The following is a 19,616-nucleotide window of genomic DNA, read 5'->3' as shown; positions in this document are numbered from 1 at the left end:
TCCTGCAACCGGCCGCTCTTGATTATAGACGACTGGTCATCTATTATCGGGTACCGAGCGGAAGGACCACAGATGACCGATCTGACCATGTATGCCGAACCCCAGAACCCCGTGCTGCCGAGCTCCAACTTCGTGCTCGACCATTTGCACGCAGCACTCGTCATCACCGATCCACAGATCGATTTCCTTAGCCCCCAAGGAGTTTCGTGGTCGGTGTTCGGCGACAGCATCCGCGACAACAACACCGTCGCGCACATCGGCGAACTGCTCGACGCCGCGAAGCTGGCCGGCATCACCGTCGCGATATCACCGCATCACTTCTATCCGACCGACAGCCAGTGGCGCTTCGGTGATCCGCTCGAACAGTTCAGGGCGGGCGTCGGCATGTTCGAACGCCGGGGCGCGTACACGACCGACGGGTTCGCGGGCTCCGGAGCGGATTTCCTGCCGGAATACCAGCACCACATTCACGACGGTCAGACCGTGATCGCGGCGCCGCACAAGATCGTCGGCCCCGAGTCCAATGACCTCGTGCTGCAGTTGCGCAAGCGCGGCATCAAGGTCGTCCTGGCCGGGATGGCCACCAATCTCTGCGTCGAAGGCCACCTGCGCGAACTGATCGAGCAGGGCTTCGAAGTGGTCGTGGTCAAGGACGCCACCGCCGGCCCGCGCCTGCCCGAAGGCGACGGTTATCTGGCCGCCCTGGTGAACTTCCGATTCCTCGCCAGCGCGATATAGACGACCGCCCGGGCGGTCTTCGAGCTGAAGAACCCTGTTGGCACAAAGCACATTTCACGGGCATGACGGAAAGGCGAAACACCATGGAGACGATGCAGAAGTTGCATCAGCACACCTCCACCCTCAACAACGGCAGAAAGATCCCGGTGCTGGGATTCGGAACATCGCTGTCCGACAACAGCAAAACTCGCGAGACGGTCAAGACAGCCGTCGAAGTGGGTTTCCGGCACCTCGACGCCGCCGAACGGTACCGCAACGAAGCCGAGGTCGGCGGCGGCGCTCAAGGAGCTGTTCGCCGCGGGAACGGTACGCCGTGAGGACCTGTTCGTGACGACCAAGCTGTGGAACAACAACCATCGACCCGAACGGGTCAGGCCGGCGCTACAAGCCAGCCTGGACCGATTGGGTCTCGACGCGGTCGACCTGTATCTGGTGCACACGCCATACGCGTTCCAGCCGGGCGACGACCAGGATCCCCGCGACGCGCACGGAGCCGTGATCTACGATCACGGGGTAACGCTGCAAGAGACTTGGTCAGCGATGGAAAGCGTTGTCGACGAAGGACTTTCCCGAGCAATAGGGCTGTCCGACATCGACGTCGAAGGCACCCTGCGGGTCGTCGAGACGGCGCGAATCAAGCCGGCGGTCGTCGAGGTCGAGGCGCATCCCTACCATCCGCAATGGGAGCTGTACAACCTGTGCAAGACCCACGGCATCGTGCTGTTGGCCTTCGCGTCGCTGGGGCACGCCCTCGAGCCGCGCCTGCTCGACGACCCGTTGATCATTACGGTCGCCGAGCGTTACGGCAAGACTCCAGCGCAAGTGTTGCTGGCGTGGGGAATTCAGCGCGGCAGCGCGGTGCTGACGGGATCGGTTACTCCGTCCCGCATCCGGGAGAACTTCGACGTCACGGCGCTGCCGTCGGCCGCGATCGAGGAGATCAACGAGCACCTGCGGACGCGGATCCGATTCAATTCCGTTGCAGATACCTGGGTGCCGGGCTTTACGGAGGTTCCGACGGACCGCTGATGTACCGTGCCAGTTCATGAAGGCTTGGCAGGTTCACGCACCGGGTGAGCCCGCCGAGGTCTTACGCCAGGTGGATCGCGATCCGCCGGATCCGGACGCCGAGCAAGTGCGGATCCGCGTCGCGGCGGCGGGCCTCGGGCTGCCCGATGTGCTGATGTGTCGCGGCACCTATCCGCTGACGCCCCGCTGCCCTTCACGCCGGGGCAGGAGTTGGTCGGCACCGTCACCGCGGTCGGACCCGGCGTCGACATCGCGATCGGCACCCGCGTGCTGGGCGTCAGTGACTTCGTCAGCGGCAACGGATCGTTCGCCACCGAAGCACTTGCGCACGCCGGCAACGTCTTCCCGGCGCCTGTCGCCATGGCCGACGACGCCGCGGCGGGCTTCTGGATCCCCAACATGACGGCGTGGATCGGCTTCGTCGATCGCGGCGGGCTCACGGCGGGACAACGCCTGGCGGTGCTCGGCGCCGCGGGCGGCAGCGGGATCGCGGCGGTCCAACTCGGCAAGGCGCTGCGCGCGCAGGTGCTTGCCGTCGTCAGCGACCAGAAGCGGGTCGAATTCTGCCGGTCGCTGGGCGCCGTTCACGTCGTCGTCGCCAACGGCGAAACCGCCGCTGACGAAACACCACTGGCGCACGCGCTGCGCGAGGCGACCGACTGGGCCGGCGTCGACGTCATCTTCGACCCGGTCGGCGGCGCGCAGGGCACCGCGGCCATGGGCGCCCTGGCTCGCGACGGCCGGCACCTGGCCGTCGGTTTCGCCAGTGGCAGCTGGCCAACCCCCGACGTGGCCATGATGGTCATGACGAATACCACGCTGGTCGGTGTGCTCGCGGCCGGCTACAGCCGGGCGCATCTGGAAGGGATCCTGCGCGGCCTCTCGGAATTCGTCGGCAGCGGCGCTATCCAGCCCACCGTCGGCGAAAGGGTGTCGTTCGACGACATCCCCGACGCGCTCACGCGGTTGGGTGGACGAAAGTCCTGGGTAAGATCGTCGCCGAAATCGACGGCACCAAACCCGTTGCCAGCAACTGAAAATAGCCGCTGAACTGTGGTGGCAGGTACTGGATTCGAACCAGTGTAGGCGTAAGCCGACGGATTTACAGTCCGCTCCCATTGGCCACTCGGGCAACCTGCCGCCTAGCAGGGTACAACGAGCGGGTAGACATTTCACAAACGGCTAGGAGCAACCCGGAACCAACACGGAAGGGCGTTCGCATGGCGGACTCATCGTTCGACATCGTCAGCAAGTTCGATCGGCAAGAGGTCGACAACGCGCTTAACCAGGCCGCCAAGGAGTTGGCCACCCGCTTCGACTTCCGCGGCACCGACACCACGATCGCATGGAAGGGCGACGACGCCGTCGAGCTGACCTCCTCCACCGAGGAGCGCATCAAGGCCGCCATCGACGTGTTCAAGGAAAAGCTGATCCGTCGCGACATCTCGATGAAGGCCTTCGACGCCGGCGAACCGCAGGCCTCCGGCAAGACCTTCAAGGTCACCGGCACCCTCAAGCAGGGCATCGACAGCGAGAACGCCAAGAAGATCACCAAGCTGATCCGCGACGAAGGGCCCAAGGGCGTCAAGACCCAGATCCAGGGCGACGAGATCCGGGTGAGCAGCAAGAAGCGCGACGACTTGCAGGCGGTGCAGGCGCTGCTGCGCGGCGCCGACCTGGACGTGACGCTGCAGTTCGTCAACTACCGCTAACTTCTGGCTCGCGCCGGGCCGGGGCACCGGCAGCTCGCGAGCGTAGGCACACCGCGACTTCTCGCACTTGGATTTTTCGCACTGCGCTTACGCTCGCGGTTGCCGGGGCGGTTCGCGGGACGCCGAGCCGGGGCCGCGTAACACGCGCTGGTGAGGCCTGCTGGCCCCACCAACCGGTGGGTGCCTAAGGAAGTGACGAGTCCCACACCGCAAGCGAGGTTCACGATGACCGTGACTCCCCAGGAAGCCACCGGCCGGCCGCCGGCCGAGGCCGGCTACTTCGACGTCGTCATCATCGGTGCCGGGATCTCCGGCATCGGCGCGGCCTACCGGATCGCCGAGCGCAACCCGCAAATGACGTACGCGATCCTGGAGCGCCGCGAGCAGGTCGGCGGCACCTGGGACCTGTTCGGGTATCCCGGGGTGCGCTCGGACAGCAGCATCTTCACGCTGTCGTATCCCTTCGAGCCCTGGACCCGCAAAGAAGGCGTCGCCGACGGTGAGCACATCCGCGAGTACCTGGCGGCCACCGCGCACAAGTACGGCATCGATCGCCACATTCAATTCGGCAGCTATGTCCGATCCGCGGACTGGGACTCGTCCACCGACACCCGGACGCTCACCGTCGACCAGGGCGACTGCACCACGACGTACCGCAGTCGGTTCGTGTTCTTCGCCTCCGGTTACTACAACTACGACGAGGGCTACACCCCGGAGTTCCCCGACGTCGAGCGGTTCGGCGGCACCGTCGTCCATCCCCAGCACTGGCCAGAAGACCTCGACTACGCCGGAAAGAAGATCGTGGTGATCGGCAGCGGCGCCACCGCGGTGACCTTGCTCCCCTCGTTGGCGGACCAGGCCGCGAAGGTGACGATGCTGCAGCGCTCGCCGACGTATCTGGTCTCGGCGTCCAAGTACCGAACAATCGACGACGCCATTCGTGCCCTGTTGCCCCGCAAGGCTTCTCATTTGGCCATCCGGACGTACACCGCCTTGACCGAGGCCGTGTTCTTCTTCTTGTCCCGCAAGTTGCCCGGCTTGATCAAGTCGCTGCTGCGGCGCCAGGCGATCGACAACCTGCCCGACGGGTACGAGGTCGACGTCCACTTCAAACCGCGCTACAACCCGTGGGACCAGCGGATGTGCATGATCCCCGACGCCGACTTGTACAAGTCGATCTCCGCGGGCCGCGTCGACGTGGTGACCGATCAGATCGACCATTTCGACGCCACCGGTATCGCGCTGAAGTCCGGTGCGCACCTCGACGCCGACATCGTGGTCACCGCCACCGGCCTGCAGCTGCAGGCCCTCGGCGGAGCCACGATCAGCCTGGACGGCGAAAAGGTCGATCACCGTGAGCGTTTCGTCTACAAAGCGCACATGCTCGAAGACGTGCCCAACCTGTTCTGGTGCGTGGGATATACCAACGCGTCGTGGACACTGCGGGCCGACATCACGGCGCGTGCCACCGCGAAACTGATGGCGCACATGGCTTCTCACGGCTACACCCACGCCTTCCCGCACCTGGGCGACCGGCCGATGCGCGAGAAGCCATCGTGGGACATCAACGCCGGATACGTGAAACGCTCGGCGCATCAGCTACCTAAGTCGGGCACCAAGCGGCCGTGGAACGTGCGGCAGAACTACCTCGCCGACGCCCTCGACTACCGGTTCGACCGGATCGAGGAGGCGATGGAGTTCGGTCGGGTGCCCGACCGGGCGGCCGGTGGCGGGTTAGGCCGAGTCCTCGCTCAAGGGCTTGAGCGTCACGACATTTTGACCCGATTCCCCCGAGCGTCCCAGAAGCGCTATGTGCTTGCCGCAGTTGGGACAGAACTTTTCCGCGGGGTGGTGCTCCGCACCGCAATTGGCACAATAGTGCGGCTCGATCACCGCGCCAGCAGGTTCGGCGGCAACACCGCCGACGGGCTCCGGCAGGCCAGATGCCCCCGGCGGTCCGGAGATTTCAGCTGCAGCGACACGCTGCCGGCGATTCTTGAGCACCATGAACGCCACCCAACCGCCGACGACGAGCACCATCAGGCCACCACTTACGATGTACCACAACAGATTTGAGTCATGGAACACCGAGACGTCACCGTACTGCTGCCGCAAATTGGCAGCGCTCGTCTTCAGCTCGGCCAGTCCGGGATAGTCCGGCGACAACGCCGCCGCCTGGTCGAAGTTCTTGATCGCGTCGCTGTAGTGGCCGGAGTAGTAGCTGCCAAGCCCCTTGCGGTAGTACGAGTCGGCGGGACCCAGTGTCGGCTTCACGGCCTTGCCGACCAGCATCACCGCGAGACGATCCGCCGGAGTGATGAAGTTGACTGGCTGCGGTTCGCCGACGGGGGCGAAACTGTTCACGCCGATCACGTTGCCGTCCAGAGCAATCGTCGGGCCGCCGCTCATGCCTTCCGAAATCGCGGCATCGACCTCATACTCCGGCATGGTCCGGATGGTCGCCTTCTTGTTCACCTTGCCGCTCTTGTTCGTCGGATCCAACGAGGGACCGGTAACTCGCTGAGTGGCTTCCGGGAAGCCGACCGCGAGAACCGGCGGGCCAATGCTGACATCACCGTCGCCAGCCAGCACGGATGACGGCATGTTGTGCCTTTCCACCTTCAGCAGAGCGACGTCCCCACTGCTGAGGGGCCGGAAATCCACCACGTTGGCGGGCAGCTTGCCGGCGAGCTTTGTGCCCGTGCCGAAAAGCACCGTGAGGCCGACCTCGGGACCCCGATCGGGGCTGTTGCTCTCGATCCGCGCATTCTTCCGGAGATACTCCGCCGTTGCGACGGGGTCCTGGCCGGCGGACGCTTCCGGAAACTGATCGATATAGGCCCCCGCGGCGCTTTTGGCGATGGCATCTTTCGCGGTCTCCGGATCGACACAGTGGCCCGCGGTCGCGACCCAACCATCCGGGTTGACCACGAAACCGGTGCACGACCAGGTGGCGTCGAAGGGAAGATCCAGGCCCGGCCCGAATTCAGACAGCAGCTGTCCGTCGGGCAGCCGCACATGGCCTGATGTTTCGGCGGCGAGATAGACCACGGCGGGCCGTATCAACGCCGCCGCCCTCTCCTCTGGGTTGGCTTGGGGCCTGGCCGCCATCGGCGACCGCGGCGCCCGGCGCGCCAACCAACACCGCCACACCGACCGTCAACGCCACCGCGAACGCTCGGCCGCCGCGAGGGACAGACCTATTTCTCGGCCGGCTCGCACGTCGGGACATGATTCCTCCTCGATAGCGCTGACCTTGACGATCCGGTGCCGAGGGCGCCATCGGGTAGGGACCGAAGTCCCCTGCTCGGAGGTCGTTGGTTTGAACTTTACCCGGGACAGCCGTAGGTCGGCAAGCCGTCATCCCGTTCCCGGCTAAGCACACTCCGAGTGAACTGCTACTAAATGTGAGGTTTCGGCAATACGCTGAGCTTCATGGCAGCCGAGATGCGCGAACCCAAAGTCGTTATCCTTGGCGGTGGTTCCTGGGGAACCACCGTGGCGTCGAACTGCGCACGCCGAGGTCCGACGCTGCAATGGGTGCGCTCGCAAGAGACCGCCAACGACATCAACGAGCATCACCGCAATACGCGGTACCTGGGCAACGACGTGGTCCTCAGCGAGACCTTGCGCGCCACCAACGATTTCGCCGAGGCCGCCAACTGCGCCGACGTTCTGGTGATGGGCGTGCCCTCGCACGTGATGGGCGTGCCCTCGCACGGGTTCCGCGGCGTGCGGACCGAACTGAGCAAGGAACTGCGGCCCTGGGTGCCAGTGGTGTCGTTGGTCAAGGGGCTCGAGCAGGGCACCAATATGCGGATGTCGCAGATCATCGAGGAGGTGCTGCCGGGCCATCCCGCAGGCATCCTGGCCGGCCCGAACATCGCGCGCGAGGTGGGCGAGGGCTATGCCGCCGCGGCCGTGTTGGCGATGCCCGACCAGCATCTGGCGACCCTGCTGGCGGCGTTGTTCCGCACCCGGCGCTTCCGCGTGTACACCAGCGACGACGTCGTCGGTGGAGATGGCCGGTGCGCTGAAGAACGTCTACGCCATTGCCGTCGGGATGGGCTACTCGCTGGGCATCGGCGAGAACACCCGCGCACTCGTCATCGCGCGGGCATTGCGCGAAATGACCAAGCTGGGCGTGGCACTGGGCGGCGACCCGGACACCTTTCCCGGGCTGGCCGGCCTGGGTGATCTGATCGTCACCTGTACCAGCCAGCGCAGCCGCAACCGCCACGTCGGCGAACAACTCGGCGCGGGCAAACCCATCGACGAGATCATCGCGTCGATGAACCAGGTCGCCGAGGGCGTGAAGGCCGCCAGCGTGATCATGGAGTTCGCCAACGAGTTCGGGCTGAGCATGCCGATCGCGCGCGAAGTCGACGGCGTGATCAACCACGACTCGACGGTCGAGCAGGCCTACAGCGGACTGATCGCCGAGGTTCCGGGACACGAGGTGCACGGCTCCGGATTCTAGTCGATCCCGAAAAGGCTTAAGCCGCTGGGCAATTGACGGCCGCTGAGCTTTTGCACCGCCAGCTGGTTCATCGAAACGCGTTGCTCGATGGCCTCGGTCCAGGCCGGGCGGGCAGCGCCCGCGAAGTCCTGACCACGAATGTGCCGCTGTACTTGCGTTCGCTCAGGGGTGACGGAACCGGCTGTTCGAACTCCCACTGTTTTCAAACGCGATAACGCATGCGATACCGCAAACGAGAACGCACGCATGGTTCGGACAGCTCCGGCGGCACGCCTCAGCCGCGCGCCATTGCTTCCAGGCGGCGGATGCGGTCCTCGATCGGCGGGTGCGTCGAGAACATCGAGCCGATGCGCTCGCCGGCACGGAACGGGTTGGCGATCATCAGGTGGGCCTGGCTGGCCAGTTGCGGCTCGGGTGGCAGCGGAGCCGCCTGCACGCCGCCGGAAATCTTGCGCAGGGCCGACGCCAAGGCCAGCGGGTCGCCGGTCAACACCGCACCCGACTCGTCGGCCTGGTACTCCCGCAATCGTGACACGGCCAGCTTGACCACTGTGGCCGCGATCGGGCCCAGCAGCGAAACCAGCAGCAGCGCAAAGGGATTCTCGCCATCGCGGTTGCCGCCGAACAGGCCGGCCCACATGGCCATGTTGCCCAGGGCGGTGATGACGCCCGCCATCGCGCCGGCCACACAAGAGATCAGGATGTCGCGGTTGTAGACATGCGAGAGCTCGTGGCCCAGCACGGCGCGCAACTCGCGCTCGTTGAGGATGTCCAGAATGCCGGTGGTGCAACAGACCGCGGCATTGCGCGGGTTGCGTCCGGTGGCGAAAGCGTTGGGAGCGTTGGTGTCGCTGATGTACAGCCGGGGCATCGGCTGGTGTGCGGCAGTGGCCAGCTCGCGCACGATCCGGTAGATCACCGGCGCCTGAAGTTCGGAAACCGGCTGGGCGTGCATCGCGCGCAACGCCAGATTGTCGCTGTTGTAGTAGGTGTAGACGTTCATGCCGATGGCGAACATCAACGCCAAAAACATCGCCGTCCGGCCGAACAGCGAGCCCACAAACACGATCATCGCGGACATACCGGCCAACAGCAGGAAGGTCTTCAGCCTGTTGGCGTGCGGATGCCAGGTCATCGGTTGTCCTCCTCCAAAGGACGTGAATGCATTGCTTGACTGTTGTCAATTGAACGCCCGGGACGACCGTCCGAGTTCCGCAACCCGCTAACCGTGCCGGCTGATCGTGTAGTCAACCAACGTCTCCAGCGCGCGACGGCCGGCAACATCGGGCAAAAGGCCCAGCTCATGATGGGCCTTGGCGGCGTACTGCGCCAGAAACTCCTTGGCCTGGGCCATGCCCGGCGATGCCCGTAACAGCCCCAGCGCCTCGGCCACGGCGGCGTCGTCCTCGACCGGACCGGCCAGCAGCTCGCGCAGGCGATCGCCGTCGGGGCCGGGTTGTCGCAGCGCGAAGACCATCGGCAGGGTGTGCACGCCCTCGCGGATGTCGGTCCCGGGCAGCTTGCCCGACTCGTGCGAGTCGCTGTCTATGTCGATGATGTCGTCGGAGATCTGGAACGCGGTGCCCACGATGCCGCCGAGTCGACTGAGCCGGGCGACCTGATCGTCGTCGGCCCCGGAGAACATCGCACCGAACTGGCCGGCCGCGGAGATCAGGCAGGCCGTCTTCTCGTACACCACCTTCAGGTAGTGCTCGATCGAATCCGTCCCCTCGGCCACGCCGCGGGTCTCGCGCATCTGCCCGGTCACCAGCTGAGCGAACATCTCGGCGATCAGCCGCACCGCGTCCGGCCCCAGCCTCGACACCAGCCGCGACGCGGTCGCGAACAGGTAGTCGCCGGCCAGGATCGCGACGTTGTTGCTCCAGCGCACATTGGCGGTCTGGGCACCCCGGCGCAGCTCGGCCTCGTCCATCACGTCGTCGTGGTACAGCGTGGCCAGGTGCACCAGCTCGATGACCGAGCCGGCGATCGTCACCTCCTGCGCATCCGGGTTCGGCCCGAGCTGCGCCGCCAGCACCGTGAACAACGGCCGGAACCGCTTGCCGCCGGCCTTGAACAGATGCGTCAGCGAATCGGTCATGATCTCGTCGGCGCTGCGCAACTCGACGTCCATGAGCTGCTCGATCTTCGCGACGCCGTCGCGCACCGTGGTGGCGAACTCGGCGTCGCCAAAATCGATGCCTGCCACCACCGTCGCGGGGGTCTTCACCTGACCAGCCCTGTTCGCCGGAGTACTCACGCGACCAACATACTGGTGGGCGTGGACGCAAAGGCCCCCGGAGCCGACGTGGTGGTCGTCGGTGCCGGACCCGCCGGTTCGGCGGCGGCCGCCTGGGCCGCTCGCGCCGGCCGCGACATCCTCGTCGTGGACTCGGCCAGCTTTCCGCGCGACAAGCCCTGCGGCGACGGGTTGACCCCGCGCGCGGTGGCGGAGTGCGAGCGCCTCGGCCTTAGCGACTGGCTGGACACCCGCATCCGGCATCGCGGCCTGCGGATGAGCGGGTTCGGCGGCGAGGTCGAAGTGGATTGGCCGGGCCCGTCGTTCCCGTCGACCGGCAGCGCGGTGGCCCGCATGGAGCTGGACGACCGGATCCGCAAAGTGGCCGAGGAGTCCGGGGCCCGCATGCTGCTCGGCACCAAAGCCGTTGGTGTGCACCATGACTCGTCACGGAGAGTGACATCGCTGATATTGGCCGACGGCACCGAGGTCGGCTGCCGCCGGTTGATCGTCGCCGACGGCGCCCGCTCCACGCTGGGCCGCAAGTTGGGCCGACGCTGGCACCAGGAGACGGTGTACGGCGTCGCGGCGCGCGGGTATCTGGCCACCCCTCGCAGCGAGGACCCTTGGCTGACATCGCATCTCGAGCTCCGCTCCCCCGACGGGGCGGTACTGCCCGGCTATGGCTGGATCTTCCCGTTGGGCAACGGCGAGGTGAATATCGGCGTCGGAGCGCTGTCGACGTCGAAGCGGCCGGCCGACCTGTCGCTGCGGCCACTGATCTCCTACTACACCGACCTGCGCCGCGACGAGTGGGGTTTTACCGGCGAGCCGCGGGCGGTCTCGTCGGCGCTGCTGCCGATGGGCGGCGCGGTCTCCGGGGTGGCCGGGCCGAACTGGATGCTGATCGGCGACGCCGCCGCCTGCGTGAACCCGCTCAACGGCGAGGGCATCGACTACGGGCTGGAGACCGGGCGGCTGGCCGCCGAGCTGCTGGATTCGAACGACGTGTCGAGGGCGTGGCCGTCACTGTTGTCCGACCACTACGGCCGCGGCTTCTCGGTCGCGCGCCGGCTGGCGTTGCTGCTGACCTTCCAGCGGGTCCTGCCCGCGACCGGCCCCGTCGCGATGCGCTCGACCAGGCTGATGACCATCGCCGTGCGGGTGATGGCCAACCTGGTCACCGATGACGACGCCGACTGGGTGGCCCGCGCGTGGCGCGGCGGCGGGCGGCTTTCCCGGCTCATCGATCGTCGAACACCGTTCAGCTGAACCAACTTTTCCGCGTGGCGCCCGATCGTCCGCTCAATATCAACTTCGCTGACATATATCAGCGCGCTTGATATATCTGGAGGCATGACACAGCCAACTGATTTCGAATTCGAAACGGCCTACCGCGGCGAATCCACCACGTTCGGCCAGGGCGTGCGTCCGCCGTGGAGCATCGGCGCCCCGCAACCTGAACTGGCCGCCCTGATCGAGCAGGGCAAGTTCCACGGCGACGTCCTCGACGTGGGTTGCGGCGAGGCGGCGATCTCGATGGCGCTGGCCGAACGGGGCCACAACACGGTGGGTCTGGACCTGTCGCCCACGGCCATCGACCTGGCCCGCCGCGAGGCCGCCCGACGCGGACTGACCAACGCCACCTTCGAGGTCGCCGACATCAGCAACTTCACCGGATACGACAGACGGTTCGGCACCATCGTCGACAGCACCCTGTTCCACTCCATCCCGGTCGAGTCGCGCGAGGGCTACCAGCAGTCGATCCACCGTGCCGCCGCCCCCGGCGCCTCCTACTTCGCCCTGGTCTTCGACAAGGCCGCGGTGCCCGGCGGCCCGATCAACGCCGTGACCGCCGACGAACTGCGCGACGCGGTGTCCGAGTACTGGGTCGTCGACGAGATCCGCCCGGCCCGCCTGCACGCCCGGGTGCCCGACGATTCAGTCGGGATGCCCAGGATCGTCGACATTCGCGACGAACCCACCGGGCTGAAGTCGGTCGGCGGCTGGCTGTTGACCGCCCATCTTGGCTGATCGGCCGTGAGCAAGCCGTTGTCGCGGTGTATAGTCCAGCTAATGAGGGGTACCAAGCTGCTTGCAAGCGTCGCCGTGGCGGCGGCCGCCGTATCGCTGGGCGCATCGCTGAACGCGCCGGCACTGGCCGACCCGACGACGCCGCCGCTGCCGCCTCCGGCTCCGACGCCGCTGCGGACACCGTCGCCGCCCAGTGACTACGACGCCCCGTTCAAGCAGATCGTCAACGGCTTCGGCATCTATCAGCCGCAGGACCAGTTGGCATGGCTGGGCAAGATTGCCTGCGATCGGTTGGGTCGGGGCGTGGACCACGACGCGTATCAGTCCGCCAACTTCATCCTGCACACCCTGCCGCGGGGCACCAGCCAGGGACAGGCGTTCCAGTTCCTCGGCGCGGCCGTCGACCACTACTGCCCGGACCAGGTGGGCGTGGTGCAGGCGGCCGGCCAACAATAGGAGCGGGATCTCAGCGTAGCGGCTTATGCCCCGCGTGTAGGGCCACGATTCCGCCGGTCAAGTTGCGCCACCGCACTCCTGCCCAGCCCGCTTGCGTCAGCTGCTCTGCCAGTGCGGCCTGATCGGGCCAGGCCCTGATCGACTCCGCGAGATACACGTAGGCATCGGGCTTGCTGGACACCGCCCGCGCCACCAGCGGCAGCGCCCGCATCAGGTATTCCTTGTAGACGGTGGCAAACAGCTCGTTGGTGGGGGTGGAGAATTCACACACCACCAGGCGTCCGCCGGGCCGGGTGACCCGGGCCATCTCCCGCAGTCCCGCCTGCGGGTCGGCGACGTTTCGCAACCCGAAACTGATTGTCACAGCATCGAATACGCCGTCGCCGAACGGCAGCTTGGTGGCGTCGCCGGCGACCTTGGGCACGTTGCGCGCACCCCCGGCCGCGAGCATCCCGACCGAAAAGTCGGCCGCCACGCACCAGGCCCCGGACTTGTTCAGCTCCACCGTGGACACCGCGGTGCCCGCGGCCAGGTCGAGCACCTTGTGGCCGGGCCCGATCCGCAGCGCCGAGCGGGTGGCCCGCCGCCAATACCGGTCCTGCCCCAGCGACAGCACGGCGTTGGTCAGGTCATAACGACGGGCGACGCCGTCGAACATCGACGCGACCTCCCGGGGATCCTTGTCCAGGGCCGCACGACTCACGACGAAGACGCTACCCGGACCGGATCCGGCGGCTCGGGAATGGTGTGCCGACGCACGCGTTACACAACGGCGTGAGCGAAAAGGTTTGGTTTATCACCGGTACATCACGTGGATTCGGGCGGGAGTGGACGATCGCCGCGCTCGAGCGGGGCGACAAGGTTGCCGCCACCGCACGCAACACCGCATCGCTGGACGACCTGGTCACCAAGTACGGCGACGCGCTGCTGCCCATCGCGCTGGACGTCACCGACCGCGACGCGGATTTCGCCGCGGTCAAACGGGCCGACGACCACTTCGGGCGGCTGGACATCGTGATCAACAACGCCGGATACGGCCAGTTCGGGTTCGTCGAGGAGCTGTCCGAGCGGGACGCACGCGATCAGATCGAGACGAATCTGTTCGGCGCCCTGTGGATCACCCAGGCCGCGCTGCCCTACCTGCGCGATCAACGCAGCGGCCACATCATCCAGGTGTCGTCGATCGGGGGCATCACCGCGTTTCCGCTCGTGGGCATGTACCACGCGTCGAAGTGGGCGCTGGAAGGCGTTTCACAGGCGCTGGCCCAGGAGGTCGCGCCGTTCGGCGTGCACGTCACGCTGATCGAACCGGGCGGCTTCGACACCGACTGGTCCGGCCCGTCGGCCAAGCACGCCGACCCGCTGCCCGCCTACGCCGAGCTGCGCGCCGCCGTGCAAGAGGTACGCCGCCGGCGCTGGGCCGCTCCCGGCAGCCCGAAGGCCTCGGCGGCCGCGCTGCTGAAGGTGGTGGACGCCGAGCAGCCGCCGCTGCGGGTGTTCTTCGGCACTTCGCCGCTGCAGACGGCAAAGGCCGACTACGAGAACGGGTTACGCACCTGGGAGCAGTGGCAGCCGGTCGCCGAGCTGGCGCAGGGCTAGCCGCGAAACCTCACTCGCCTTGCGCGAGTTTGCGTTGCGCGTTGCGGGCGCGCGCCCTGGCAATCGGCGACTGCACGGCCGCGTAGTGGCCGAGCAACTCGTCGCAGATGGCGGGCCAGGTGCGGGCCAGCACGCTCTTGCGGGCGGCGTGCGAATAGCGCGGACGTTCGGCCAGCAGATGCCCCACCGCCTCGGGCAGCCGCTGCTCGAATTCGTCGACTCCCAACAGCAATCCGGTGCGCCACGGGGTGACGAGGTCACGCGGTCCGCCGGCGTCCGGGGCGATCACCGGCAACCCCGAGGCCAGCGCTTCCTGCACGACCTGGCAGAACGTCTCGTGCTCGCCGGTGTGGACGAAGACGTCCATGCTGGCGTACGCCGCGGCGAGTTCGGCGCCGTACATGGCACCGGTGAAAAGTGCTGTGGGCATTGCCGATTGGAGCTTCTGCTGGTCGACGCCGTCGCCGACGATGACGAGTTGCACGTCACCGGAGGCGGCGAGCCCGGCGAGGCGTTCGACGTGCTTCTCCGGCGCCAGGCGGCCGACGAAGCCGACGATCGGCTTGCCCTCCGGCGACCAGTGCCGGCGCAGCGCCTCGTCGCGTGCCGACGGCGCGTATCCCATGATGTCGACGCCGCGCGCCCAGTGATGGACCCGCGGAATTCGTTGGGCCACAAGCGATTCCATCGTCGCAGTGGAGGGCGCCAGGGTGCGGTCGGCGAGCCGGTGCAGATGGCGGAACCACGCCCACGCCGCCCGCGTCGTGATGCCGATGCCGTAGCTCTCGGCGAAACCCGGTACGTTCGTTTGGTACACGGCGACCGTCGGCACCCCTAGGTAGCGCGCGGCGCGCAGGCCGCCATAGCCCAGCAGCGCCGGCGATGCGAGGTGCATCACATCGGGGGCGAATCCGCGTAGCACCTTGAGCAATCGCGGCCGCGGCACACCCAGCGGCAACGTGGTGACCTTCGGAAACATTCGCGACGGCACCCGGTGCACCCGGATGCCGTCGTGAATGCGCTCGGCGGGAGGTTCGCTGGGCGGGGTGTCGGGGGCGATCACCAGGGCCTCGTGACCCGTTCGACGCAGATGCTCCAGCACCCGAATTACCGAATTACTGACACCGTTGACATGCGGCAGAAACGATTCTGCGACGATTGCAACGCGCACACCACCATCCTGTCAGCACTGCCTGTCGCTCAGGTTGCCGACGGGCATATGGGGCGCGAAATCTGCTGCTTAATGCGTTATGCCTCTTTGCTATCCACACTTTTGGCGGCGTCGCGGCGGTCAAATCGCCTGTCTATCAGCGCCAGGCCTACCAGCACAGCCAGTGTGACGAGCCAGCTGACGACCGCGATCGAGCCCGCCGGGATTATCGCCAGGCCGGCGTTGCGGTGCTGCACCCGCACCAGGTTCGGGTCATTCTTGTTGTATTCGACGTATATCCGCATGCCTTTGGCCAATTCGGACGGATACAGCACACCGAGCTCGGGCCGGTAGGTGACCCGCTCGGGAGTGACGAATTCGATCGTGGACCGGCGCGGTCCGGCACTGAGCACCTCCGCCTGCGCCACCCCCATGGCGTGCTGGATCGCGAGGTCGTTGCGCCAAGCACCGGCGACCAGCAACACTGACTGCAGCGTGACCAGACCGGCGACGATCAGCACCGCAATCCGGGTCAGCCGCAACGCAATCCGCGCGGGCGTGGTCGGCGGGTCGTCGCTGCGGCCGTGGATCAGCTTGCGCAGCAATGTTTTTGGCGACATCACAAGGAGGCCTTGATGGCCGCGTGAAGTCCTCGCAGCGACGAGCGGTCCGCCTTGACCTCCAGCACCCGCATGCCCGCGTTGGATTCGCCCAGCGCCGCGTCCAGCTCGGCCACCTCGATCTGGCGGCTCTCGACGTGATACGCGCGGCAGAGCGCGCCGACGTCGACGTCGTGGGGGGTGCCGAAGATTCGCGTGGACACGTCGGAGAATCTCGGGTCGCCCTGCTCCAGCAATTCGAAGATGCCGCCGCCGTTGTCGTTGGACACCACGATGGTCAGGTGCCGCGGCGTGGGCTCGGTCGGGCCGATCAGCAGCCCGGAGCTGTCGTGGACGAACGTCAGGTCGCCGATCAGCGCGACGGTGCGGGCGGGGTTGTCGGCCGTCCCGCTGCGTTCGTGAGCGAGGGCGGCACCGATCGCGGTGGACACCGTGCCGTCGATGCCGGCGACGCCGCGATTGGACCGAACCCGCATGCCGTGGGTGTCCAGCCCCACCAGCGCGGCGTCACGGACCGGGTTGGACGCCCCGAGCACGAGCTGATCGCCCGGCCGCAGCGCATCGGCCACGGCGGCCGCGACGTGCAGGCCGGTGGTCAACGGGTGCGCGGCGAGCTGGTCGCGGACCGCCGCGATCGCGTGCCGGTTCATCTGAGCGCAGCGGTCCAGCCACGCCGGATTCGGCGTCCCGGTGGTGACCGCCCGGGTGCCGGTGGCCTGCGAGTTTCCCGAGACGTCCGGCCAGCGCGGGCCGGTGGTCAACGCGTAGACCGGCACCTGCGGATCGGCCAGCAACGCCGAGACCGGACGATGCAGGGTGGGGCGGCCGAGCATGATCACCTGCTTCGGGCGCAGCAGCGACAGCGCCAGCGGGTGCAGCGGGTTGTCCGCCGGCGGGGCGGTCGGTTCGGCCACGGTCGGCAGCGCTGCCAGCGCGGGCTGCACGCCGGCGCCATGCCCGGCGATCACCACGGTGTCGGGCGTCAGGTCGATGTCCAGCGGCTGGTCGAAGGAGACCGGCGGCGTGTAGGTCCACGGTTTACCGTCCGGGCGGCCCTGCGGCGTCACCGCGCCATGCGGTTCCGGATCCGGCACCAGGGGCTCGCGCAGCGGGATGTCGAACTGCACCGGGCCGGCGTTGGCGGTGCGCGAACCGGTGGCGGCCGCCAGCACCCGGCAGGTGGCCGATCGCCAGGTCGCGTTCAGCGAATCCAGCCGTTCCGGGGCGTCCTCGGCCAGACCGAGGCTGATCGTGGCGCGCACCTGGGTGCCGAAGTAGCCCAGCTGTTCCATGGTCTGGTTGGCCCCGGTGCCCAGCAGTTCGTAGGGCCGGTTGGCCGACAGCACGATCAGCGGCACCCGCGCGTAGTTCGCCTCGACGACGGCCGGGCCGAGGTTGGCGACGGCGGTGCCCGAGGTCATCGCGACGCAGACCGGCGCACCGGCGGCGATCGCCAGGCCGATCGCCAGATAGCCGGCGGTGCGTTCGTCGATGCGTACGTGCAACCGGATGCGGCCGGCGCGATCGGCGTCGGCCAACGCGAACGCCAGCGGCGCGTTGCGCGAGCCGGGGCATAACACCACGTCGCGAACGCCCCCGCGGATCAGCTCGTCAACGACGACGCGAGCCTGTGTCGTCGAGGGATTCACTTCTACAGGGTGTCACAGGCCTCTCACCGCGCGTCGCGCGTGGAGCAACTGGGCCGAATCCGCGTGGGCACCGGGGTCGGCGCGGACCGCGAAGCAATCAGGCCCCGCCGACCTCATCGTCGGTCGGCGGACTCTTGACGACGCTGATCTTGTCGCGCCGAACAGCCGTCTCGATCCTGGCCTGAATCTCGTTCAGCCCCGACAGCACCTCGCCGCGCACCTTGAACAACTCCCTGACTTCGGCCTCGGCGCGCTCCTTGAGCACCTTCGCCTCGCGCTCGGCGGCGGTGAGCAGACCGGCCGCCCGGAGCCGGCTTTCCTTCTCGTACTCCGCAACCTGGGCCTCGACCTGCTCCCAACTGGACTTGATGTGCTGGTCGAGACGCTGCTGCGTCTCGCGACGGCGCCGCTCCTCCTCGGCGAGCTGGCGTTGAACCTCCCGACGATGCCGTTCGGCCTCGTCGGCGAGCCGGGCCCGCTCGTTGTACGCGATCCGCAGCACCTCTTCGGCCTCCGCCTTGGCGGCGGCCAGAATTTCCTCGCGCTGGGCGGCGGCGGAAGCCTGGAGATCGTCCAGCGCGACGCCGGCGGCGGCGCGTTCCTGACGCGCCAGCTCGACCTGCTCGTGCAGCTCACGGGTCAGCGCCTCGGCCTCTTCCCGGGCCATCTCCTTGACGCGGCGCGCCTCCTTCGGAGGCGACCCGCATCATCCTGGCGATGCGGTCCGACATGCCCTCCACCGACTCGATCGGGCCGGACAGGCGTTCGATGTCACCGCCTAATGCGGCGATCTCGGCGGTGAGCCGTCCGTGCTCGGTCTGCGCGTCGGAAACCTCGCGCCGGAGCTTATGGACGTAGTCCTGCAGAGACCCGATCTCGCCATGAATGCGCTGAATGTAGCCGGTCACTTGAGCGCGATTGAAACCGCGCATTTGCACCTGGAACGTCGGGAATTCTTTTGGCGTTTGCATTTCTGCGGCCGCCGAAGAAATTGCTTGCTCAGCGGGTTTTGTTTCGTCCTGGTAAACGTGGGTGGTCACAGTTCTCTCCTGCGGCTGGTCGAGCTACCCGACATCGTCCAGTGGCTCGCGAGTGACCTCCACCGGACGGCCAGTGGCGGCAACGTCGAACGGAGGGGACGCCAGCGAAGAGGCCAAGGATATCGACGGAATTCGATCTTCGACAGCGCCCTCCAGGGTATTGAACTTGTCGTAGAAGTGCTTCAGCTGGGCGACGATCTTCTCGCGCACTTCAACGAGTTCCTCCAGCTTGGCCTGCGCCGCCGCGCACTGGGCGTCGACATCGGGCTGCACCTGGGCCAACATCTCTTCGGCCTGATTCTCGGCGTCGGCCAGACGCTGCGCGGCACTCACGGATGCCTGCTCCCGCAGACGTGAGATGTCAGCCCGCAGTTGCTTACTCCGCGCTTCCATGTCGGCCCGCAGCTCGGCCGCCTGCTGGTGCTCCAACTGGGCTTCGGCGACGATTCGGGCGGCGCGATCCTCGGCCTCGGCCCGAATGGTCGTGGCGAATCGTTGCGCCTCGGCGCGAATCTCTTCGGCCTCCCCCATCGCGGCGTTGAGAATTCCGGAGAGTCGGTCTCCCAGGTTCCTTATGTCGACGGGAATCGTATGTCGACGGGAATCGTATGTCGACGGGAATCGTCCCGGCCAATTCGGTAAAGCGCGCCGACGTCGACTCCAGCTCCGCGTGGGACCTGTTCAGCTGGTCGCGAAGCGCGGTGATCCGCGAATCGCTTCGTCCGGTCGACGCCAGCAGATCGGGCAGCAACTCGCCTTGACTTTCGGCGTGCCAAGACAATTGTTCCAATCCGATACTCAGCCGCATCCGCTTTGGTTCCGGATATACATCGCTCGCGCCCACGGGACGCACTTTAACTGATCGGCCCA

Annotated in this window: 20 protein-coding genes, 1 tRNA gene and 2 pseudogenes; 12 read left to right on the top strand and 11 right to left on the bottom strand. The window is 67.0% G+C overall.

Translation table 11 applies throughout. The features are described 5' to 3' along the window. The first annotated feature begins 72 nt into the window (after positions 1-72). The 4 genes from T428_RS30125 (at position 73) to T428_RS30115 (ending at position 2,817) form a co-directional block, all read left to right on the top strand. Positions 73-738: a cysteine hydrolase family protein gene (locus T428_RS30125; RefSeq protein ID WP_051465320.1), complete on the top strand. Its 666-nt coding sequence runs from the start codon at positions 73-75 to the stop codon at positions 736-738. 83 nt (positions 739-821) lie between these two features. Continuing rightward, positions 822-1,055, top strand: a complete 234-nt coding sequence (locus T428_RS33765; protein ID WP_211243995.1) for a hypothetical protein — start codon at positions 822-824, stop codon at positions 1,053-1,055. A gap of 10 nt (positions 1,056-1,065) precedes the next feature. Beyond that, on the top strand, positions 1,066-1,767 hold the full coding sequence (locus T428_RS30120; RefSeq protein ID WP_211243994.1) for an aldo/keto reductase: 702 nt from the start codon (positions 1,066-1,068) through the stop codon (positions 1,765-1,767). 156 nt (positions 1,768-1,923) lie between these two features. Then, the gene (locus T428_RS30115; RefSeq protein ID WP_051465319.1) at positions 1,924-2,817 is read left to right on the top strand and encodes a zinc-binding dehydrogenase; all 894 of its coding nucleotides are present in this window, start codon (positions 1,924-1,926) and stop codon (positions 2,815-2,817) included. A gap of 4 nt (positions 2,818-2,821) precedes the next feature. On the opposite strand, the gene T428_RS0121720 is transcribed toward T428_RS30115, so the two are convergent. Continuing rightward, a tRNA-Tyr gene (locus tag T428_RS0121720) sits at positions 2,822-2,907 on the bottom strand. Positions 2,908-2,987: 80 nt separating this feature from the next. Here T428_RS0121720 and T428_RS0121715 point away from each other — a divergent pair. Then, the gene (locus T428_RS0121715) at positions 2,988-3,479 is read left to right on the top strand and encodes a YajQ family cyclic di-GMP-binding protein (protein ID WP_025738128.1); all 492 of its coding nucleotides are present in this window, start codon (positions 2,988-2,990) and stop codon (positions 3,477-3,479) included. A gap of 225 nt (positions 3,480-3,704) precedes the next feature. Continuing rightward, positions 3,705-5,189, top strand: a pseudogene (locus T428_RS0121710) (flavin-containing monooxygenase); the annotation flags it as partial. 24 nt (positions 5,190-5,213) lie between these two features. Here T428_RS0121710 and T428_RS32375 read toward each other — a convergent pair. Then, on the bottom strand, positions 5,214-6,530 hold the full coding sequence (locus tag T428_RS32375; RefSeq protein ID WP_245605025.1) for a trypsin-like peptidase domain-containing protein: 1,317 nt from the start codon (positions 6,528-6,530) through the stop codon (positions 5,214-5,216). 384 nt (positions 6,531-6,914) lie between these two features. On the opposite strand from T428_RS32375, the pseudogene T428_RS30110 reads away from it, so the two are divergent. Next, positions 6,915-7,959, top strand: a pseudogene (locus tag T428_RS30110) (NAD(P)H-dependent glycerol-3-phosphate dehydrogenase). Positions 7,960-8,233: 274 nt separating this feature from the next. Here the strand turns inward: T428_RS30110 and htpX are convergent. After that, positions 8,234-9,094: a zinc metalloprotease HtpX gene (gene htpX / locus T428_RS0121690; protein ID WP_025738124.1), complete on the bottom strand. Its 861-nt coding sequence runs from the start codon at positions 9,092-9,094 to the stop codon at positions 8,234-8,236. Between the two features lie 87 nt (positions 9,095-9,181). Beyond that, complete coding sequence (gene grcC1, locus T428_RS0121685) at positions 9,182-10,189, bottom strand: nonaprenyl/(2E,6E)-farnesyl/geranylgeranyl diphosphat synthase (protein ID WP_036468645.1); 1,008 nt, start codon at positions 10,187-10,189, stop codon at positions 9,182-9,184. Positions 10,190-10,240: 51 nt separating this feature from the next. Here grcC1 and menJ point away from each other — a divergent pair, with 51 nt between their 5' ends. The 3 genes from menJ to T428_RS0121670 all read left to right on the top strand — a co-directional run bounded on the left by menJ (position 10,241) and on the right by T428_RS0121670 (position 12,688). Further along, entirely contained in the window at positions 10,241-11,470 is a 1,230-nt protein-coding gene (gene menJ / locus T428_RS0121680) for a menaquinone reductase (RefSeq protein WP_025738122.1), read from the top strand. A gap of 84 nt (positions 11,471-11,554) precedes the next feature. After that, positions 11,555-12,232, top strand: a complete 678-nt coding sequence (locus T428_RS0121675; RefSeq protein ID WP_036468643.1) for a class I SAM-dependent methyltransferase — start codon at positions 11,555-11,557, stop codon at positions 12,230-12,232. A 42-nt stretch (positions 12,233-12,274) separates the two neighbouring features. Further along, on the top strand, positions 12,275-12,688 hold the full coding sequence (locus tag T428_RS0121670; RefSeq protein WP_025738120.1) for a DUF732 domain-containing protein: 414 nt from the start codon (positions 12,275-12,277) through the stop codon (positions 12,686-12,688). 10 nt (positions 12,689-12,698) lie between these two features. Here T428_RS0121670 and T428_RS0121665 read toward each other — a convergent pair whose 3' ends face one another. Beyond that, the gene (locus T428_RS0121665) at positions 12,699-13,391 is read right to left on the bottom strand and encodes a demethylmenaquinone methyltransferase (protein ID WP_025738119.1); all 693 of its coding nucleotides are present in this window, start codon (positions 13,389-13,391) and stop codon (positions 12,699-12,701) included. Between the two features lie 71 nt (positions 13,392-13,462). Here T428_RS0121665 and T428_RS0121660 point away from each other — a divergent pair, with 71 nt between their 5' ends. Beyond that, complete coding sequence (locus tag T428_RS0121660; protein WP_025738118.1) at positions 13,463-14,287, top strand: SDR family oxidoreductase; 825 nt, start codon at positions 13,463-13,465, stop codon at positions 14,285-14,287. 10 nt (positions 14,288-14,297) lie between these two features. Here the strand turns inward: T428_RS0121660 and T428_RS0121655 are convergent, their stop codons facing one another. The 6 genes from T428_RS0121655 to T428_RS0121635 form a co-directional block, all read right to left on the bottom strand. Beyond that, complete coding sequence (locus T428_RS0121655; protein ID WP_025738117.1) at positions 14,298-15,458, bottom strand: glycosyltransferase family 4 protein; 1,161 nt, start codon at positions 15,456-15,458, stop codon at positions 14,298-14,300. A 77-nt stretch (positions 15,459-15,535) separates the two neighbouring features. After that, positions 15,536-16,060, bottom strand: a complete 525-nt coding sequence (locus tag T428_RS0121650; protein ID WP_025738116.1) for a DUF3592 domain-containing protein — start codon at positions 16,058-16,060, stop codon at positions 15,536-15,538. Continuing rightward, complete coding sequence (gene menD / locus T428_RS0121645; protein WP_025738115.1) at positions 16,057-17,706, bottom strand: 2-succinyl-5-enolpyruvyl-6-hydroxy-3-cyclohexene-1-carboxylic-acid synthase; 1,650 nt, start codon at positions 17,704-17,706, stop codon at positions 16,057-16,059. The genes T428_RS0121650 and menD overlap by 4 nt, the downstream gene beginning before the upstream one ends. A gap of 97 nt (positions 17,707-17,803) precedes the next feature. Then, a complete protein-coding gene (locus T428_RS31415) occupies positions 17,804-18,373 on the bottom strand; it encodes a hypothetical protein (RefSeq protein ID WP_051465318.1) in 570 nt (189 codons plus the stop codon). Continuing rightward, positions 18,339-18,746 carry a hypothetical protein gene (locus T428_RS31410; protein ID WP_156943024.1) on the bottom strand — a complete coding sequence of 136 codons (408 nt, stop codon included), beginning with the start codon at positions 18,744-18,746 and terminating at the stop codon, positions 18,339-18,341. Before T428_RS31410 ends, T428_RS31415 begins: the two co-directional genes overlap by 35 nt. Positions 18,747-18,770: 24 nt before the next feature. Next, positions 18,771-19,277 (bottom strand): V-type ATP synthase subunit E family protein, encoded by a 507-nt coding sequence (locus T428_RS0121635; RefSeq protein WP_025738114.1) that lies wholly within the window; start codon positions 19,275-19,277, stop codon positions 18,771-18,773. A gap of 77 nt (positions 19,278-19,354) precedes the next feature. On the opposite strand from T428_RS0121635, the gene T428_RS33760 reads away from it, so the two are divergent. Further along, positions 19,355-19,507 (top strand): hypothetical protein, encoded by a 153-nt coding sequence (locus T428_RS33760; protein WP_211243993.1) that lies wholly within the window; start codon positions 19,355-19,357, stop codon positions 19,505-19,507. Positions 19,508-19,616: the final 109 nt, after the last annotated feature.

This window comes from Mycobacterium genavense ATCC 51234 (genome assembly GCF_000526915.1).
Taxonomy (GTDB): Bacteria; Actinomycetota; Actinomycetes; order Mycobacteriales; family Mycobacteriaceae; genus Mycobacterium; species Mycobacterium genavense.
This window is presented reverse-complemented; position numbering and strand designations above follow the sequence as displayed.

What these genes read in the sequence shown, in the direction of transcription:
- T428_RS30125 (WP_051465320.1), top strand. Translation starts at nt 73, where the DNA reads ATGACCGATCTGACCATGTATGCCGAACCCCAGAACCCCGTGCTGCCG.
- T428_RS0121715 (WP_025738128.1), top strand. Translation starts at nt 2,988, where the DNA reads ATGGCGGACTCATCGTTCGACATCGTCAGCAAGTTCGATCGGCAAGAG.
- htpX (WP_025738124.1), bottom strand. Translation starts at nt 9,094, where the DNA reads ATGACCTGGCATCCGCACGCCAACAGGCTGAAGACCTTCCTGCTGTTG.
- T428_RS0121670 (WP_025738120.1), top strand. Translation starts at nt 12,275, where the DNA reads ATGAGGGGTACCAAGCTGCTTGCAAGCGTCGCCGTGGCGGCGGCCGCC.
- T428_RS33765 (WP_211243995.1), top strand. Translation starts at nt 822, where the DNA reads ATGGAGACGATGCAGAAGTTGCATCAGCACACCTCCACCCTCAACAAC.
- T428_RS33760 (WP_211243993.1), top strand. Translation starts at nt 19,355, where the DNA reads ATGTCGACGGGAATCGTCCCGGCCAATTCGGTAAAGCGCGCCGACGTC.
- T428_RS0121675 (WP_036468643.1), top strand. Translation starts at nt 11,555, where the DNA reads ATGACACAGCCAACTGATTTCGAATTCGAAACGGCCTACCGCGGCGAA.
- T428_RS0121635 (WP_025738114.1), bottom strand. Translation starts at nt 19,277, where the DNA reads ATGGGGGAGGCCGAAGAGATTCGCGCCGAGGCGCAACGATTCGCCACG.
- T428_RS31415 (WP_051465318.1), bottom strand. Translation starts at nt 18,373, where the DNA reads ATGGCCCGGGAAGAGGCCGAGGCGCTGACCCGTGAGCTGCACGAGCAG.